The following is an 18275-nucleotide window of genomic DNA, read 5'->3' as shown; positions in this document are numbered from 1 at the left end:
TGTACCAATGTAAACGTTTACCGTCAACCATTTGTTTCCTGAATAAGTAAAAAGTAGGATGTCCCTTTATCAATCTCACCCCTTACACCCTACAATTCATTTATCTGATTTCACACAAAAAAAGCGCAGCTCTAAAGTATCATGAGCTGCGCTTTTATATGCAGAACGTCATCCACCAGCACTTTCGTTTTTGCAATTACTCATTTTTAATTTTAATTATTAAAAATGATAATTACATAACACTTTGCTGAATAGTCATCATTCACCATACATTAATGTAGTCCTAAAATTGATTTATTGCAGATAGAATACACATCCTAAAAAATCTTTCTTTCAATGCTAAGAACTCTATCCAGACCTACCCGTTGTAAAAATGCATATAATTTTTGAAATGGTCTTCACTGGGAAACACTGATTTGTCATTTGTCTAAGCTTTTGAAATTTTTGATACGGAATATGAAATAAAAAACCCAACAATAACTAAATTGAACATACTGCCAATAATAAATTCCATTAATGGTGTGTAATCAATTAAAGTACTTGATTGATTAATATTAAGTGCAGGGAAAGTATAAAATGGACCTATTCCCTTATAAGATAATTGTAATAAAGCAAATAGTGTTTCCCCGCTATTTACCATTTCAATATCTTCTGAGGTATAAAACCCAAATCTTTCATTATTAAAAAAGTAAAACGTCCCAAAGTTTACTCCCACAATAAACATAGTAATAAGCATAATGAGCAGAAAGTTGATTGAGTAAAATAAAAAAGAGTTGAAGGTCTCAATTACGTTTTTCATGAAAATAAATGTATAAACCAAACTGATTAATGGCACACTTACCAACACTTTGAAATTTGCTTCATTTTCCATTAACAAGACGGTAAATATCATGACAGTATAGATCAGGAAAATAATTTTTGATATATATGACAGGTAATTAAGTAATTTGTCTTCCGCATTAAAATGAAAATAATCTCCCACCATAAAGATAAAGACAAACAATAGTAATAAAAATGCAAGTTGGATTGTAAACGATCCCTCCTGCAAATGTACATAATCTTTCACAATATTGATTAGAAGTATTGATTGTATGTATATCCAGATTTTCCATTTACCTAATGTATTTAAACAAAATTTATGGTTTAAAGAGTGATCTATTGGAAAGGGATTAGTTCTTTTTTTAATCTTATAATAGTATATTTCAAACGTATTAAATAGTGCCCCTAGCATAGTAAAGAATAACAAACTACATACAAATTGAATAATCATAATTGCTTACCTCATTTTCCCGAAGAATATTGGCTAATTTCAATGGGAAAAACCTTTTGGCAGTTTTACAAACTAGTTAATTAAAAAGTCCCTCCAAACCGTCAGCATTACCTTCCTCCAATATAGCTCTTGTAATTTCCCATTTTATATAATATTAAATCTTTCCTTCTATCATATCCAAACGTTTTTTGCTTTTAAAATCAACTTCCCGTAAAGATGCGTGGTACGACCGACCGTTAGACTTCCTTTTCTGGTGCGTACCACACTATCTAAGTGGCGATTGCAGGCCTCAAGTATCGAGACTTGCTGAAGACCACTTGCACATCATGACGAGTAATTCAGTTCACTGCATCCGCATCACCATCCGCTTCCTCGGAAAATGCAGCTCCTGCAGCATCAATGCCGAAGCCCGCTGATGCTGTTTGCTGAGTGTTTTTAGTGAGCACATGACGGTGATTTGTTCTCCATTTGTAAACCTGACAATTGCCTTCTCCCGCTCAGCGTGCTCAAAGGCCTTGTCGAAATGCTCAAGTGAGATCCAGATATTATCGATATGGGTTGGTGAGTGTGTTGGGAACATGATGATTTCTTCATTTTGGTTAACCAGTATTGGGATTTTGCTGTAGAAGCTGAATTTGAACCTGACAGAATCCTGGCGTCCTTTATAGGTACTGCCGCCCATTTTGCAGGCGTAATCCAACAGTTGAAGTGAGGTCATTGCTGAGTAGCAGCTTTTGCCTGTTTCGATGATGTGAGATTGATACTCGAGGTGTCTTGCGCATCTGATTGCCATTGTTGCCTGATTAATTTCATAATCCACGTGATTGTCTTTCATCCATTTCTCCCCTGTTCGGCCTCTGCCAAAACGTTTATTAACGCGTCCATGAAGTGTCCCTAAGAAGTGTCGTCTCCTGTATATTCGACATCGTTTGATGATCTCCTTTAAATTTTTTAAATATTTTTACTTAATAGTAAAATATAAGAAATTAATTATGCTAAATGGTGGTGTTTTGTTCATTTGCGGTCATAAATCGTCTATTTGAATAGAATTTCATCAAAAAATGAAGTTTTTCAGCTTCAAACGTTAAAAACACTCAATCGCAAACCGGTGTCCATTCCTATAAGCTTCATTTAACCCAGGGAATACACGGCAGACGCGTCTCCAATTTGGAGAAAACCAACATGACATTTGAAGAACGCTATGAACAATTTGAGCCGATGATTTTTCACATGATGAAAAAGCTTCACGTAACGCGGGACCATGACCTTTACCTTCAGGAGGGACGGATTGCGCTATGGAAAGCTTCAGAGAAATTCCAGGAGCAAAATGGTGAGTTCGCTCCATTCGCCTATCAATATATTCGCGGTGGGATGCTGGATCTGATGCGCAAGCAGAATAAGCTGCTGGAGCGGGAAACAGTAAAATCCGAAGAGTACTGGCAGATGAATATGGATATTACAGAGGACAAATTGCTTGAGATAGATCTGCTCGCGCCTTATGCAGAAGGCTTAACTGCCCATCAGAAAAAGTGGTTCTGGCATACGTTTGTGGATGATATGAAGATGAGTGAAATTGCGGAACGGCATAAAGTGAGTGTGAGTGCGGTGAAGAAGTGGAAGAAGGGGGCTGTTGAGCGGTTGCGGGAAGGGCGGTAGAGCGAAGGCAGGGTCTGTCCCTCCCTTCGCTGTTCCCCCGGTGGCGAGTGGAGACAGGGTCTGTCCCTGTCTCCACTCAATCTTTCAACTCACTTTTTGATTACGATCTTCTTTATACGATTCTGATGTTTTATCGTATTTTTCCGGAGATTTTGCAACTTTAATTAATGCAAAGATCGTGCCAATACCAAGAAAAACTGCAGGCACTCCACCCAGGTTTGATAACATTTTGATTCCGTCAATTTGAGCAAAGCTGATCATAACCCACGCTACAAGGGTGATGGTTACTCCCCAAATCACCTTTATCAAAATGCCAGGTTCCGGGCTTTCTGGCGTTATTCCGGTTGAACTGATCCCGCCCATGGCTGCAATTGTTGAATCAGCAGCAGTGACAAAGGCAATAAAGACAATAAATAGATATAGAGGAATAATAATTTCTGCCAGTGGAATTGTTTCAAGTACGGAATAAACTACTGCTTCCGGACCATTAGTGGTTAATACTTCACCTAGAGTCCCTTCAGTCATCTGCATGTTTATAGATGTTCCACCAAAAATGGTCATCCATATACCTCCAAAAATAGCGGGTAAAACAAAGTTTACAATGATAAAAGCTCTAACTGTATGACCATATGCAATCCTTCCTAAAAATAGTGAGGTGATGGCAGCCCAGGAAAACCAGTTTGCCCAGTAGAACGTTGTCCACCACTGCGGCCATTGATCGCCTGCTGCAGCACCGGTGAATAAACTTTTCTCGAAGAATTGAGATAGGTAATTACCCAAAGACTCTGTTCCCAGGTTGAGTATGTAAGCAGTTGGTCCAACGATAAAAATGAATAGAATAATAAAAATAAATAATTTTAAGTTTATATCTGAAAGAATACGAATACCTTTCATCAGGCCTGAAGAAGCTGAGATCAGAAAAGTAAGCATCATAACAAATGCTATAATTGCCCACAAACCGGGTGAGCTCTGTAAATCAAATAAATAATTTACTCCCCCTGACAAATTTAAAATAGAAGTGCCCATTGCAGCTGCCATTCCTAAAGCCAATGTGTAGAGACAAACGGCATCCAGCAACTTACCCCATCTTCCAAATACTCTATCTCCAAACAATGGAGCCAGAGAAGAAGCAATACTGAATGGTTTTTTCATATTGTAATAAGCAAAAGCAAACATCAGAGCCGGGATACAATAAATAGCGTATGGAGTGATCGTCCAATGAAGGTACATTGTAGATAAAGAGAAAACGGCTGCGCCGGAACTATTTGGTTCGATTTCAAGACTTGCCGGTGGTTGCACAAGATGATAGATCGGTTCTGCTATTCCCCAAAAAGTAATACCTGCTGCAATCGTTGTAGTTAATGTAATCGCAAACCAGTTTCTAAAAGACAATAATGGTTTTGCACTTTCACCACCAATTCTTACTTTACCAAGCTTTGAAAAATAGACCCCTATACAAACCATAACCATAAATAAACCTGCTACACTAAACAGCCATCCCATATTCGTTATTACCCAGTCATTGGCTCCGGTTGTAATAGATGTAAAGGCATCTTTGTTTACAAAGCTTATTAAACTGGCAATTAAGACAAGTAAAAAAGGCGGCCAAAAAACCCAATGCTTAAATGAACTCATATTAAACCTCCTACCAAAAGAGAGCGCTTCCATTTTTAAGTGAAAGTGTATTTAAAAATTACTCTTCTTTATTTTTATTTAATGTCGATAGTTTAGTGATTACTTCTTCTATGAATATGAAAAATACTGTCCTTGTTTTCTCAAAAGGTTCAAGTTGATGATCCTGATTGTATTTTGATAAATGAAATACATAATCTGCCATCGATTCGAATGTACTGACATACTCCTCAAGTAGCAGCATCACACTTGAGCCGTTTTCTTTTACATTTGAAAATAACGAATCAAAGGAAGTAAATTTCCCAGTCACTGAAAAGACAATCAGTAATGAATCCTCATCTGTTAATCGTTCAGCAAAATCTTCACTCTGTGTAACGGTAACGTTTTTTTCTGATACAGTTGCGAGTTTGTATGCAAAGTATTCAGCGCTGATAAAAGAGGGGCCAAGTCCAAAAAGAATGATTCGGTTATACTTTTGAAAGATGGATACAAATTCATCAATGATCTGATGATCGAAATTTTCTAAAAACTGCATCAAGCGATCAATTTCACTAGATTTTTTAGGGGTTTTCAAGTTAATTTCCTGCCCGCTAAAATATTGTTTATATTGTTTAAAATTATCAAATCCTAATTTCCTTACAAGCTTGGATACTTTTGAGGGAGAGACTTCACATATGTCTGCAGCTTCAATTATTTTTAAATTTTGATTATGTAAGACAACACCAGAAAGTTTTTCATGCACTTCTTTTTCTAATTTAGTTAAGTGTTCTGTTACAACTTTTAACATTTATGCAATCACTCCATTCTAAAAAAACTTATCTATCTGTGATTCTTCTATTATACCTAAGATCGGTGAGAATACTTACTTATTGAGGAATCAAAAATGAGGCTGCATTTTACTACAGCCTCAGGAGTGTAACATATAGTGTGCTGATTTATAAGGCTTTTCGCTCTTGATGTTGCGGAACAATCATTCTATTGCTGACACCCTTTTTGAAAATCAATGTAATCATAATGCCCAATACAGCTGCAACTGCACTGAAGATAAAGTATGCATTGTAGCCTCCTGCATCTCCGAATGATGAAAGCATTAAACTCATTACTAACGGCAACAGTATGTCGGGCAGATATCCAATGAAAGATATCAAACCAATAGAAATACCGAGCCTTTCATCTGGAACATTACAGTCACCTAGCAGTGACCAATAAAGTCCTCGGATTGTGTAGATAGATAATCCGCTTAAAATGACTAATGAATAAAAGACAGCAGGCGGCAGACTTGCAGGAAGAATAGAAATCAGAACCAGGAAAACTGCTGCTAATACTAATGCGGCCATGAGTACATTGCTTTTCCCCAGCTTATCTCCAAGAAATCCTCCTGCAATTCCTCCGATAGGACGCATCCAAAGCATCACTACTGTAACAGTGCCGACGACAGATGCACTAATGCCAATATTGGTTTGAAGGAAACCTCCGAAATAATAGATGGTCCATGTCACTATGTAACTCATAAAAATAATTCCACCCAGCAACCACACGAAGTTGTTGGAAAACACTTTGCGTAAATCACTGGTTTTTACCTTTGCTGACCCAGTCTCTTTAGTTTTCGCTATCTTATCCTGACTAGGATCATCCACCTTTACAAAGATCATAATTAATATTGAGACAAGAATGAGTATGCCTGAATACATGTAAATCACATTTACCAAAGCATCCTGCTTGTCTTCAATCGCAGTGCTTGCCCCTAATACGCTGGAAAAAATAAAGACTGCGACACTGGCAAGAACTGCTTCTACAACTCCTCTTCCACCATCTAATACACCAAAGAACCGGCCTTCTTCTTCTCTTTTTGAAATCAGCTTAACAAGCTTTAAGTGAGCTGACCAGAATGTTAAAACTGAAAAGATTCCCCAAATTACAAAGATCAAAATCACAACAGGATAACTTGGCACTTGTGCAAACCATATTCCGGCCAACCCAACAAATAATAAAGAAATAGATAGAAGTTTCTTTGCTGAGAACCTATCTGATATCCATCCACTAGGGAAATATCCAATTAGGAATGCGATACCTAACACCGAAAAGATAGTATTTAATTGTGGCAAAGTCATACCATATACTTCTAAAATGGTTTCCTGATAATTTGTTCTAAGATAGATTAAAGGGAATATAGAACCTGCTGCTAGGACAACGAGCAAAAACTGAAAATACCTTTTAACATTTTTGGTTTGCATAAGCACCATCCATCTCTTATTTAAATATTGGATATGTCTGTTGTAATATATGATCCGTGTGTTTTCTTACATTTTTAACAATCGTATTATTTACTTCGTTGTAGAATGTGTGATTATCCATATCCGGCAGGAACGTCATTTCATTCCTGACCATTTTTTCAATGGCATCTGTGAAATCTTCATAGATAGAGAGGTTAACAGCTACACATATTGCAGCTCCTAAGCAGGCACTACTGCTCCCTTTTCTTCTATATACAGGCTGTCCAAATAAGTCCGCTATTATCTGCATGATGACATCGCTCTTGGATCCGCCCCCAATCACAACTACTTGGTTCAGATCTAAATTGATTTCCTGTGCCATATCATCAATATTATTCTTAATATTAAATGCAATCGCTTCCAAAATAGAGCGGTATATATGATAGCGGGTGTGCCTCTGATCAAACCCAATCATAATGCCTTTCCGATAAGGTTTGTCAGGGGTCGCCAGCCAATCTAATATGGTAATTAAACCATCGCTACCCGGAGAGACTTCTTCTGCTTTGAGATTAAGAAAATCTTCTGCCGAGATCCCAAGCTTTTCAGATTCTGTGATCAGTTCCTCTCCAACCAGCTTTTTGAACCAGCTGACTGTCCATAGTCCCCTTCTAATGCCATTTGTCTCATATACATACTTATGAGGAATAGATGCAAGTGTAGGGAAAAAATTGTTAGCGCTCTCATAATAATCATCTCTTGTTACCATGGAAGAAATAAACGTTCCTAGAGAGATCATAATGGAGTTCGGGTCATTAATACCTGCTCCCAGTACTTCCACAGCTTTATCGTTAGAAGTAGCGATTACTGGTACATTCGCTTTAAACCCAAATTCTTTAGTAAGTTCATTTCTTAAAAATCCTAACTTTTCTCCCGGCTTAACGAGATTAAACAGCATATCTCTTGATAAGCCATTGGCACTTATTTCAGAATCATCTTCTGACCAGTCCAGCGTTTCACGATCCAATGGCCAATACACTTCATAATTACCGGCAGTATCATTGTAATTACCGGTTAATCTCAGTCCAAGATATCCGGATGTAGTTGTTACATATTTAACCTGATCATCCTGATGTACATAAGGCTTGGATAATCTGGCATCCATCCAGCTTAATACTGGATGGGCTAGATTACCGTCTTCTTTAAGTAATACACGGCAGCATCGAATGGTACAAAGACCAATTCCCTCAATTGCCATTCGATCACCTTTAAAATTGGCCAGACAATTTTTTATCCCCTGATACACACTGTCCCAAAGATCTTCATCCGGGTGAACCACTACACCTGGTTCAGGAGTCAGTGTTTCTCTCAATGGTTGTGAACCAAAAGCTACTTCATTACCTTCAAGATCGAAAATGGCTACTTTAGTACTTTGTGAGCCGTTATCGATCCCCATAATGTATTTGGTATCCATGGATTTCCCCCTCCCTATCAGATTAGCTATGAATATACTTCTGAATTTCTTTTGGTTGAGGGAAAATAGTACCATGATTCATGATTCCTTTTGGATCGAAGGCTTCTTTTAACTTTTCGAGCATATAATAAGCTGAGCCGTGTTCTTCCTTCGTCCATTCAGAACGGTATTTACCAATTCCGTGATGATGACACATAGAGCCGCCCATTTTTAACGTTTCTTCAATAATGATCTGATGAATTGGATGATGATAAGTTTTAAGTTCATCCTCCGGCGCACAGTTAATTGTATAGTTGTACACGAAGTACATGTTAGTACCATTCAAATAACTATGAGAAGAATGGCCTCCGAGCATCGTTAAATCTTCAACTCGATCAAATTCACTTTTGATTCTTGCAATGACGTTGTTATAAATATGGACAACATTTTCCCAGTCTGCAGAAATTTCTGTAGTAAAGCCATCATGAGAGTTGAAATCTTTCATATCCTGAATTTCTTTCTCAATTCTGCTTTCATCCCAGTTCAAGTGATTGAACCAATCTTCAATTAAAGAAGGATCTACTTTCTCCAGCACACCATCTTTGAAAGTCTCCACAGCTTCTGAAATTCCTTCATTTGTGGCTTTGACAATTCCTTTTGGTCCTTCACTTGTAAAGATCAATACACATTTTTCTTTGTAAAAGTTTCCAAAATGCTGTCTTGCGTCCTCTTCAGAATACACACGGGCAACAGATGGTCTGAAGCCATTAACCATTACTTCACGTAAAATCTTGATACCTGTTTCAACATCTTTTATCAGGTAGCCATGGAATGTTGTGTGTTCAGGGGTATATTTGAAAATCTTCACTGTCACTTCTGTTACATAGCACAGTGCTCCCTCATTACCAATCACGATATGTCTGATATCAGGCCCTCCAGATCTTCTCGGGACATTCTTAATTTTAGAAATTTGTCCTTCCGGGAAGACACATTCCAAACCAACCACCATGTCTTCAATTGCACCATACAAAGTTGAGAACTGTCCGATACTACGGGTTGCAACCAAACCACCAAATTGCGCTACCGGCTTTGATTGAGGAGAATGTCCAGTTGTGTAGCCAACTTTCCTCAGCTCATCTTCAAGCGTTTGTAATTTCACACCTGCTTGTACAGTTGCCTGCATATTATAGGTATCGATCTTGATGATGTCATTCATTTTCGATCCATCGACTACAATAGAAACGTCTTTCCAGTTTTCTAATCCGCCCTCTGTCCCAGTTTTTCCGCTTCTTGGAATGACATTAATTTCTCTGTCGTTACAGAAGGTAAGGATAGATTGAACATCTTGCGTTGAAAGTGGATATACAATAGCAATTGGAGCAGGTACATTTAATACTTTTTTCGTCTTTGCATATTTCTTATAGCGATCGGCAGAAGCATCATAAAGTGCATCCTCATTTGTTACAACCTGATCTTCCGAAAGTAGTGCTGTTAATTCTTTAATAATTTGTGTATTCATAAGTCATTCTCCTTATGTATTCGTATTTTTGAACTCTTCTCTCAATCTTCTACTGCAATAATCTGATGGATCATTTCATAAATGTGTTTATCTTACTAAGTAGCCGCCATCCACATTGATTAAGGAACCGTTTACATAATTAGACGCATCACTTGCCAGGAATACAACCGCTCCCATAAGGTCCTGGATATTTCCCCATCTGTTAGCTGGAATATGATCTAACACTCTTTGATTACTTTCAGGGTTTGCTCTTGTTTCTTTCGTTACATCCGTTGCAAAGTATCCCGGTGCGATTCCATTAACCTGTATATTAAACTGTGCTAATTCATCACAATAAGCTTTTGTGAAACCAGCTAATCCATGTTTTGTAGCTGAATATGCCGGTGACCATTGTCCTCCAAGATATGAAAATAAGGAACATGTGTTAATAATCTTTCCACTTTGTTGAGGAATCATTTGTTTAGCTGCCTCATGGGCTAATTCAAAGGGTGCAGTCAAATTAACTGAGACCATCTTATCCCATTGGAACCTTGTAAACTTCGTCACATCTTTTTCATTTATCCCGATACCTGCATTATTGACCAGAATATCAACTTTCCCGAATACCTCGATACACTCATCTATGATCTCTTTACACACACCATCTTTTGTGATGTCAGCAATCTTAATATGGTATTGAACACCTTCTGCTTCAATTAACTTTTTTGTGACTTCATCATCTGCCATACTTACAACAAAAATATCTGCCCCAGCTTTTGCAAGTGCAAGTGCAAATCCCTGTCCTAACCCTGAATTGCCCCCAGTAATAATGGCAGCTTTTCCTGTCAGATTAAAAAAGTCCATTTTAAAATCAGTAATTTTATTTAATGATAGGTCCATGCTAGTTTTTCCCGCCTTTCTGATTCTTCTGAATAAACATAGTCTAAATCCTCAAATATCAAAATGCAATAGTTTTTAAGGAAATTTTTCTTTATTAATTAAATAAATTTAATATATAGGAAAATTTTCTTTTATTTCATCTCTGTGTTTACTATAAATATAAATTAATGTTTATATAAAAAACTTCTAGCAGCTAACGATTTGAAAGTGATAAAGAGTATAAAAAGTGGGGTCAAACAGAATTCCAAAGCGTTAGAGAAGCTCAGTAAGAACTAATTCGTCCTAAACAAAAAACACTCTGATCATTTACGGCTGATCAGAGTGTTTTTTGGCAAGCCTTAAAGTTTCTTGAACTAACACCTTTAGCGAAGGCAGGGTCTGTCCCTGTCTCCACTCCCGCTTACTCCGCCTCAAAAACCCGGTATTCTTTATCAGTGGGGGTGCCTACTTCAGAATCAACGTATACATCGATGTAAATAGCATTTAGTGCTTTTTCTACTTCCTGATTGTTCAACCCTTTGCTGTAAAAGATGATTTCCCGGTGATAATTTACAAAGTTTTTGTCGGGATCGTTTTGCTCCTCCCCTTTTTCAGTTAGATACCTCTTTTGGTTATCTATTGAATCGAGCGTGTTTTCCCAGCTGTCAGGGTCAGGAAACTGGATGTTGCGCTCGACTACGTCGTCTGAGTGTTCCAGTTCAAAATCAAATGTGATTTTGCGGAAATCATTGATTGAAGGTGAGCCTGTTGCGATCTGTACCACTTCGTTGTATTCTTCATCACTTATATAGTCAATTGTTGACCGGACAGAGGTGCTGATGGGGTCACCTACTTTCAGACAGGCAGATAGAATGAAAGCTGTAAGTATAGTTGAAATGATGAGCATACGTTTTTTCAAAGCTGAACCTCCTATTAGAAAAAAGCGGTTGGTTTCCCGCTGTATTTTAACTTGTTCTGATATATATGTTATCAAATCTTAACGGTTGTAACTTTCATTTTCCTCATGTTTCTCCGTAAAGAAGGTAAAGTTTTGTTAAGGAAGCTTAATTAAAGACTCAGGAGGTTTTATCATGAATACTGCGACAAAATCAATTTTAGTTGGTTCAATTGCATCTATTGGGACATTTACTGCGATATAGGGGTACCAGAAAAGAATGAATGGTAAGCATTCAGATGAAAACTTTGAAACGCTTGAGGATACTGATATGAGAAACAGTGTGAAGGTGGATCAGGAGGAGAGTGCGAACGCGGATTTTGATCAGGAAGAGAAGGATCTGACACAGCTGGTTGCTGCTTATAGAGCGGATGGGCAGGCGAATGGCTTTCCGCAGACGCATGAGGAGATGGAGCGGTTGGAGGAAGACGGAAATACTAAGAAATAGTGATTAAAAAAGTGAAGACCGCGATTAATCCGGTTTTCACTTTTTTGCGTAAACTAGAGAGAAAATGAAATTTACCAAGTAGATATGTAGACTTGTAGATTTGTAGACGAATAATGATAGACCTTCAAAGCCTCCCTATCTTTAAAGGTCAAAAGGTGCGTCAAAATCCGGACAAAATGAACCGTCAAGTTTCAGTCATTAACAGTGAGTTGATTGAGCAAAAGTGTAAAATCTTATCGAGCAAAAAGTGTAAAATATATTCTAGAGTTTACACGTGAATCTCTTTATAGCAAGCATGGATCAGATTGAAGTCATTTGTGGATCAAAATGACGGCAGCGCCGGATCAACCTTTTGGCTGGACCATCAATTAAATGATGCTACTGAACTTGTCCAAATACTAACAGTGCGTATTCTCCAAAAATGGACGCTCATCCCCAAAACGCCCTGTCCTGAACACATTTATGAATATTTACACTCGCAAATAACGATCCAGCACATCCACACTCAAGTACTTTAATGACTCACTTCCTACTTTCATTTGTACAATTGATTTGAATTGTTGTCAGAATCGTGTTTAGGACAGAGGCGATTTTTTTACCGAGGTATATTTTTCGTATAGTTTCCTGAAATAGGTTTTAGGGAAAAGTACGTTACATTGGGCTTTTCAGCTATGATACGAAAGCCTTAACCAATTTTTAGTGCAGGGCTTCCGGTTAAAGTATTTTAGTCTTTATTTAGTTTAATATTCCAGAGATGAGGAGGAAAACAGATGACAAAAGTTTCGTGGTCAAGATTCATGCTTTTTATAATGCTGATCTTAGTATTGTCTTTGGCAGCATGTAGCAATGATGAGTCTTCAGACGAAGCATCAACTGATGATTCGGATGCTGGAACAGAAGAAAGTTCTGATGATGGCGCAAATGAAAGTGCAGAAACTGAGCCAAAGGTTACTGAGTTTGAACCAGCATTTCCAGAACAAACGAGAGCACCTGAAGTAGAAACTGAAACAGAGCTTGATGTGGAAGTAGTTGCTGAGGGACTTGGCGTGTCCTGGGGGATGGAAGAGTTTGATACAAACCGCTTACTTGTTACACAGAGAGATTCTGCAGAACTGCTGATTGTAAATCTTGAAGATGGCTCTGTATCAGATCCAATCGAAGGTACACCAGAAGTAAATAACGAAGATCAAGGTGGTTTACTTGATGTGACCATTGCACCTGATTTTGAAGAATCAAGATACGTGTTTATGACGTTTTCTCAGGATATTGAAGGTGGTACGGTAACTGCTGTTGGTAAAGGTAGGTTATCAGAAGATGAAGCATCTCTTGAGGATTTCGAAGTCATTTTCCAGGCAGTACCGGCATATGATGGTACCTTACACTATGGAGGACGTATTATCTTTGATGAGGATGGCAACCTATTTCTAACAACCGGGGAGCGTTCAGATGATCCAATTCGCGAACGTGCACAAGACTTAGATGCTTACTTAGGTAAAGTCATTCACATCACACAAGACGGGGACCCGGTAGAGTCGAATCCATTTGTTGAAGATGAAGATGCACTAGATGGGATTTACAGCTACGGTCACCGCAATATTCAAGGCGTGGACTTTAACCCCGCAACAGGAGACCTGTGGATTGTTGAATTCGGTCCACAAGCCGGGGATGAACTAAATATTATCGAACCAGGTTCTAACTATGGCTGGCCAATTGTGTCTTATGGAATCGAGTACTCTGGTGAACTAATCAATGAGGGTATTGCAGAACACGAGGCTCAAGGCTTTGTTGAACCAGTCTATTATTGGGATCCAACTAGTGCACCAAGTGGTATGTCATTCTATGACAACGACGCCATTCCTGAGTGGGAGAACAACCTGTTCATCGGTGGTCTATTCCCGAACTACATCGTACGTGTCGTCATCGAAAATGACATCATCGTTGGAGAAGAACGTCTATTAACTGACGAAGGAGAACGTTTCCGTGATATTCTCGTAACTGAGGATGGCGCGCTGATTGCAGCCACTGATGGCGGTGTGATTTATAGAGTTACTGCAGCAGGTGAAGGGAACTGAGCTGAAGGCGACGACGCTGAATCATTTATGATTCTCTAAAAGTGCTAGTCTTGTGTCTATGTCATTAACTTAAGGCGCTTGACAATATTAAAGAAGCAGGCAATCCTTGATTTCAATGATTGCCTGCTTCTTTTTTGCTGACTGTACAAATGACAAACTCCTGAAAACATTTATGAATATTTAGAGACATAAATTACTATTCACAACATTAACTATAAAATGTTTTATTCATTCATTTCTTATATTCACTTATATAATTTACTTTAATTGTAATAATTGAGTTTGGAGAGGGAGATTTTTAAAATTTTCTAGTTAGTTGCCATCCATGTTTTGCATCATATTCAATTAGCTTTGCATTAAATTCTTCACCTTCACTTATTATGGTAGTAATCTCTTTAACAAAGCTGTTTGATAGTTTAGAAATGTGAATACTGCCTTCCATTCTATATTCTGGGATGTCCACATATACAAAAAATTTATTCCATCCCTTCACTTTACATTTTACTACTTTACCAACCATTGAACTAGTCTTAACTGGATTGTTGAATAATGAGAGTTCTGACCATAGACCAACATGTACCGTGATAAGTAGATCTGGATCTGTTAGAACAATCCCGTCGTCCCCTTTATGTTGCCAACGATAATATTTTTTATTACTGGTCATATTGCCTATACACCCTACTCTATATAAATCTTTTAAAATACTATCAATATTCTCTCTTAAAAACTTATTAGTTGAACCTATAGATAAATTATTTGCTCTCTCTTTAGCTTCTTCAACTGAAAAATGTCTTTTGAAAAATACAAGAAAATCCCTTATAAGTTCAATTTCTTCTGGAGTATAAAGAATATTTAATTCTTCAAATATCTCTTTCCAACTTTCTTTTGAATATTCTTTTCTTAATTGGTCGAATACACTACGATCATAACGGGTTTTGTGAGAACTGTTATTTTCTGCAGCCTGTAAATATCTAACAACATCTCTGGGTTTGTGCCAACTATGATCTAAGATGTAAGGAATTATATTATATGAATCAATTTTTTTATCAAACCATTTATCCATAACTCCTGCATCTGTTAGTATTTGATTATTTATCTTTTTTTCAGCCATTTTAATTCTTTTTAACCAAATTTGAATGATAGGATGCTGATATGCATTCGTATTAGAATAGTTCCATTTTAATTCTTTCTTAAAGCTATATATAACCTTATTGATTTCTTTTGCAGCGACGTGTTTTTTTATACTTTCAAGAACTTCTGTTCTAACTGCACATATGATTTTGAGGTTTTTAAATTGTAAATCAGAGAATAAATCATTAAAATATTTGACGGTTAAAATAAGATCCCTAATCATTCTTAAGTCACGTTTAAAAATTTCACTTTCCTCATAGAACGCTTCAAGCTCATCAATAAATATATATGAATTTTTATTGCAAAAATTTAATTTACAAAACAATTCAATTGCTTTGTTTAGTAATTGTGAAAATTCTATGTATCCTGTATTTTTATCGGAAAATTCCATATCTTGTATACCTATTGTATGCATAAGATTTGTATCAGGTAGTTGAACAGAGTATCCTATTCCACTGACTTTATTTAGTTTAAAGGGTAATACATCAAAGAAAGATTTTGAATTTGATTTCTTATTGAATGACTTGATAAATTTCTCAAATCTGTCCCAATCTTTGTCTTTCTGGAAAACTTTATAATCATTTATTACGTTCAATTCTACTATTTTATTTAAAATTACCCATCTCCATATATATTCAAAGTCCATTTCATCTTTTAAAGAATTTTTATCGAACTCCATTTGTTGTGCTGCTAGATTTTCTAGCTTTTCTTTATCTGTAAACTTGTAATGCGATTTAAACAAGATAAAAAGATCGTAAGCGCTTTCTCCTTGTGCATATTTTGACATATAGTGTAACAACGCCGTCTTACCTGTTCCTTTGTAGCCCTCTACAAAACATTTATCACGAACTAAAAATTCATCAATATCAAACTTTGGAGGCATTATAAAGCTTTCAATAAATTCATTATTAGATATAGCATTATTAACATCATCTTTTGCATCGATGCTTCCAATAAAGATATCTTTAATCTCCAAGACTTGGTACATTTAATTTCCCCTCTTTTCTATAGTGATTAAAAGCTTGCCGTCTAGACTTCTCTTCAAATCTGGTTTGTGGCTTGGTGTCCTTCCATTATTTTAATGTAAATATTCAGGCTTATTAATTGTGTTTTAAAATACATATTATAGCTACTCTGGAAACACAACTTCATTTAGGTAAACGGTTTGACTTTTCAAGATTATACAATGGAAAGTGAATACTTTTTTAATTGTGCCCTTTCTGTTAGATCTTTTCATAGAAAGTTTGCATCAAATTGTAGGCATTGGCGTATCAAAATGATGGTAGCACTGGATTAATCATTTGTCTGGACACGCAGTTAAATATCATAAGCTATATACCTAGACTAAATCCTATTGGGATGAATTGACCCAAAATTGACGCTTATTTTGTCATAATTCTTATACACTTTATTAAAAAACACCTTCCATGAAGCCTCCATCAGCAGCGTCAGCCATGGAACATGCTTACATGTATCCTATCCTCAAAATTATTTTTACTTATGCAATTTACTTCGAATATCAGAATTGCGTTTAGTACAGTGAGATTCTCAGGGATGTTTTTTAATAAGGCTCCTAAAAACTACTTCCCAAACAAAAAATCCCTCACCTCCACTTCCTTTTCCCGGACCGCTGCTTGATGGTTATAGATCCACTGTCTAATGGCCTCTTGATTAATCAAGGGCAGCTGGCTATTTTGACTTTGTTTTTGTTGGTAGTTCAAAGTGATTCTTGTCAATAGGAGCTGGAGTTCTTCTTTTTCGGAGTGTGCTAAGATTTCTTTTATCAGAATGTGAAAATGCTGTTCAGGATTTAACAGTTGATTAGTATGAGTCAATATGTTGCTGATCTGATTTTCAATTGTTTCGAGCTTTAGTTCTGATTTCTCTTCAATATAGGATTTGATCATGAACTTATAAAATTCGGCTGTACCAAATACTGCTGTATCGCTAACTATTTTCTTGCTGACAGATGGAGGTGAATGAAAACACGCTTTTATGTAATATCTGGTGAGATGCTCTAAAAACTTATGCTGATAAAGGTTACTTGAGTTCCCAAATGTGTTGAGCTGGGCCGCGATCCTGGTAAAGTTAGAAAGTCTTATGTAGTCAAATTGTTCTCTTCCTGGTTCTCCTGTTGTATCAAACTCATCAAGTATGGTTAGTATCCAACGATCCTGAGCATTTGAATAGCGATATAGCTGAAAGAATTCATGTGAGATGTCAGGTGTTCCATACAGGCCACACCTATATATGTAAGGAGCCGCATCGCCAATATCCCTGCTGCGGATTTTATTTAAGCGTTTTGTGTACTGATAAAGCATTGATTCCCGGCCAAATAGCTCTATAAAAGCCTCTTCACGATCAACTGAATACTGGTCAAAATAATGAATCACACTTTGTGATAGCTTTTTTGATGTACGCGACCCATCCATAATACCTGTAACCAGGTCAGCCGGATACGTCGTCTTCTCATTGCAGTTATAGTATAGACCAAGCAATTCCTGCTCATAAATCTGTTTTTTTACATTCTTGCTTTCCACGATGATATAGGAGAAGAAATAATAAATTGCAAAAGCCAGTGCTGTCACAATCGTCCAGAAATAAATCATCCGAAAAATATTACCGTTCAACCCCATCAGGAAAAGCGCGAGGACATTTATAATGGCAAATATGATTAGTAGATAATACACTCGCAACCAGCCAAAAACTTTATACTTCCTTAATAAAAACCTTCCATAATCTACCCCAATGACAGATTTCATCTCAGCAAGCGACGTCAGTCCAATTACCGTCATATTGATGGCTATGATCGAAATCACCAGACCCGAATCGTTAATTAAAACATTCATTAAAATCACACTACTTTCAACTAGCTATATGTATTATGTATCGGCTCCGAAATAGATAGATTAACTTCTTACTTCATCAGACAAAATGAATGGGTATTCATTCATTTATAATTCCTGTTTTTCTCTCTGCAGATGTAACATAATACCGTTATAGATCTGGTCACACAAAGTCATTGGTAAATCAAAATGACAGCAGCTAGATCACTGTTTCAGACAACCCGC

General features: G+C 37.0%; 14 protein-coding genes. 3 read left to right on the top strand and 11 right to left on the bottom strand.

The features are described 5' to 3' along the window. Positions 1–427: 427 nt before the first annotated feature. Together UFB30_RS03790 and UFB30_RS03785 are read right to left on the bottom strand one after the other, a co-directional pair. Positions 428–1270 carry a hypothetical protein gene (locus tag UFB30_RS03790; RefSeq protein ID WP_322420340.1) on the bottom strand — a complete coding sequence of 281 codons (843 nt, stop codon included), beginning with the start codon at positions 1268–1270 and terminating at the stop codon, positions 428–430. Positions 1271–1613: 343 nt separating this feature from the next. Further along, positions 1614–2105: a competence protein ComK gene (locus tag UFB30_RS03785; protein WP_322420339.1), complete on the bottom strand. Its 492-nt coding sequence runs from the start codon at positions 2103–2105 to the stop codon at positions 1614–1616. 347 nt (positions 2106–2452) lie between these two features. Between UFB30_RS03785 and UFB30_RS03780 the strand changes: the two genes are divergently transcribed. After that, positions 2453–2926, top strand: a complete 474-nt coding sequence (locus UFB30_RS03780) for a sigma-70 family RNA polymerase sigma factor (RefSeq protein WP_322420338.1) — start codon at positions 2453–2455, stop codon at positions 2924–2926. An 84-nt stretch (positions 2927–3010) separates the two neighbouring features. Here UFB30_RS03780 and UFB30_RS03775 read toward each other — a convergent pair whose 3' ends face one another. From UFB30_RS03775 to UFB30_RS03745, 7 genes are all read right to left on the bottom strand, one after another. After that, positions 3011–4561, bottom strand: coding sequence for a BCCT family transporter (locus UFB30_RS03775; RefSeq protein ID WP_322420337.1), 1551 nt, complete (start codon positions 4559–4561; stop codon positions 3011–3013). Positions 4562–4619: 58 nt separating this feature from the next. Beyond that, complete coding sequence (locus UFB30_RS03770; RefSeq protein WP_322420336.1) at positions 4620–5345, bottom strand: MurR/RpiR family transcriptional regulator; 726 nt, start codon at positions 5343–5345, stop codon at positions 4620–4622. A 148-nt stretch (positions 5346–5493) separates the two neighbouring features. Further along, positions 5494–6792, bottom strand: coding sequence for an MFS transporter (locus UFB30_RS03765; RefSeq protein WP_322420335.1), 1299 nt, complete (start codon positions 6790–6792; stop codon positions 5494–5496). A 16-nt stretch (positions 6793–6808) separates the two neighbouring features. Beyond that, entirely contained in the window at positions 6809–8242 is a 1434-nt protein-coding gene (locus UFB30_RS03760) for an FGGY-family carbohydrate kinase (protein WP_322420334.1), read from the bottom strand. Between the two features lie 22 nt (positions 8243–8264). Continuing rightward, positions 8265–9740 carry an FAD-binding oxidoreductase gene (locus UFB30_RS03755; protein WP_322420333.1) on the bottom strand — a complete coding sequence of 492 codons (1476 nt, stop codon included), beginning with the start codon at positions 9738–9740 and terminating at the stop codon, positions 8265–8267. Positions 9741–9827: 87 nt separating this feature from the next. Then, positions 9828–10619: an SDR family oxidoreductase gene (locus UFB30_RS03750; protein ID WP_322420332.1), complete on the bottom strand. Its 792-nt coding sequence runs from the start codon at positions 10617–10619 to the stop codon at positions 9828–9830. Between the two features lie 400 nt (positions 10620–11019). After that, positions 11020–11517 carry a hypothetical protein gene (locus UFB30_RS03745; protein WP_322420331.1) on the bottom strand — a complete coding sequence of 166 codons (498 nt, stop codon included), beginning with the start codon at positions 11515–11517 and terminating at the stop codon, positions 11020–11022. 256 nt (positions 11518–11773) lie between these two features. Between UFB30_RS03745 and UFB30_RS03740 the strand changes: the two genes are divergently transcribed. Then, a complete protein-coding gene (locus UFB30_RS03740; RefSeq protein ID WP_322420330.1) occupies positions 11774–12001 on the top strand; it encodes a hypothetical protein in 228 nt (75 codons plus the stop codon). Between the two features lie 770 nt (positions 12002–12771). Beyond that, positions 12772–14073 (top strand): PQQ-dependent sugar dehydrogenase, encoded by a 1302-nt coding sequence (locus UFB30_RS03735; RefSeq protein WP_322420329.1) that lies wholly within the window; start codon positions 12772–12774, stop codon positions 14071–14073. Between the two features lie 298 nt (positions 14074–14371). Here the strand turns inward: UFB30_RS03735 and UFB30_RS03730 are convergent, their stop codons facing one another. Together UFB30_RS03730 and UFB30_RS03725 are read right to left on the bottom strand one after the other, a co-directional pair. Then, complete coding sequence (locus UFB30_RS03730; protein ID WP_322420328.1) at positions 14372–16192, bottom strand: P-loop ATPase, Sll1717 family; 1821 nt, start codon at positions 16190–16192, stop codon at positions 14372–14374. A 592-nt stretch (positions 16193–16784) separates the two neighbouring features. Continuing rightward, entirely contained in the window at positions 16785–18053 is a 1269-nt protein-coding gene (locus UFB30_RS03725) for a hypothetical protein (protein ID WP_322420327.1), read from the bottom strand. Positions 18054–18275 lie beyond the last annotated feature (222 nt).

Source organism: Jeotgalibacillus haloalkalitolerans (genome assembly GCF_034427455.1).
GTDB classification, from domain to species: Bacteria; Bacillota; Bacilli; order Bacillales; family Jeotgalibacillaceae; genus Jeotgalibacillus; species Jeotgalibacillus haloalkalitolerans.
The sequence above is the reverse complement of the archived record's forward strand: the minus strand, read 5'-3'. Positions and strand labels throughout refer to the sequence as shown.

What these genes read in the sequence shown, in the direction of transcription:
- UFB30_RS03790 (WP_322420340.1), bottom strand. Translation starts at nt 1,270, where the DNA reads ATGATTATTCAATTTGTATGTAGTTTGTTATTCTTTACTATGCTAGGG.
- UFB30_RS03785 (WP_322420339.1), bottom strand. Translation starts at nt 2,105, where the DNA reads ATGAAAGACAATCACGTGGATTATGAAATTAATCAGGCAACAATGGCA.
- UFB30_RS03780 (WP_322420338.1), top strand. Translation starts at nt 2,453, where the DNA reads ATGACATTTGAAGAACGCTATGAACAATTTGAGCCGATGATTTTTCAC.
- UFB30_RS03775 (WP_322420337.1), bottom strand. Translation starts at nt 4,561, where the DNA reads ATGAGTTCATTTAAGCATTGGGTTTTTTGGCCGCCTTTTTTACTTGTC.
- UFB30_RS03770 (WP_322420336.1), bottom strand. Translation starts at nt 5,345, where the DNA reads ATGTTAAAAGTTGTAACAGAACACTTAACTAAATTAGAAAAAGAAGTG.
- UFB30_RS03765 (WP_322420335.1), bottom strand. Translation starts at nt 6,792, where the DNA reads ATGCAAACCAAAAATGTTAAAAGGTATTTTCAGTTTTTGCTCGTTGTC.
- UFB30_RS03760 (WP_322420334.1), bottom strand. Translation starts at nt 8,242, where the DNA reads ATGGATACCAAATACATTATGGGGATCGATAACGGCTCACAAAGTACT.
- UFB30_RS03755 (WP_322420333.1), bottom strand. Translation starts at nt 9,740, where the DNA reads ATGAATACACAAATTATTAAAGAATTAACAGCACTACTTTCGGAAGAT.
- UFB30_RS03750 (WP_322420332.1), bottom strand. Translation starts at nt 10,619, where the DNA reads ATGGACCTATCATTAAATAAAATTACTGATTTTAAAATGGACTTTTTT.
- UFB30_RS03740 (WP_322420330.1), top strand. Translation starts at nt 11,774, where the DNA reads ATGAATGGTAAGCATTCAGATGAAAACTTTGAAACGCTTGAGGATACT.
- UFB30_RS03735 (WP_322420329.1), top strand. Translation starts at nt 12,772, where the DNA reads ATGACAAAAGTTTCGTGGTCAAGATTCATGCTTTTTATAATGCTGATC.
- UFB30_RS03730 (WP_322420328.1), bottom strand. Translation starts at nt 16,192, where the DNA reads ATGTACCAAGTCTTGGAGATTAAAGATATCTTTATTGGAAGCATCGAT.
- UFB30_RS03725 (WP_322420327.1), bottom strand. Translation starts at nt 18,053, where the DNA reads ATGAATGTTTTAATTAACGATTCGGGTCTGGTGATTTCGATCATAGCC.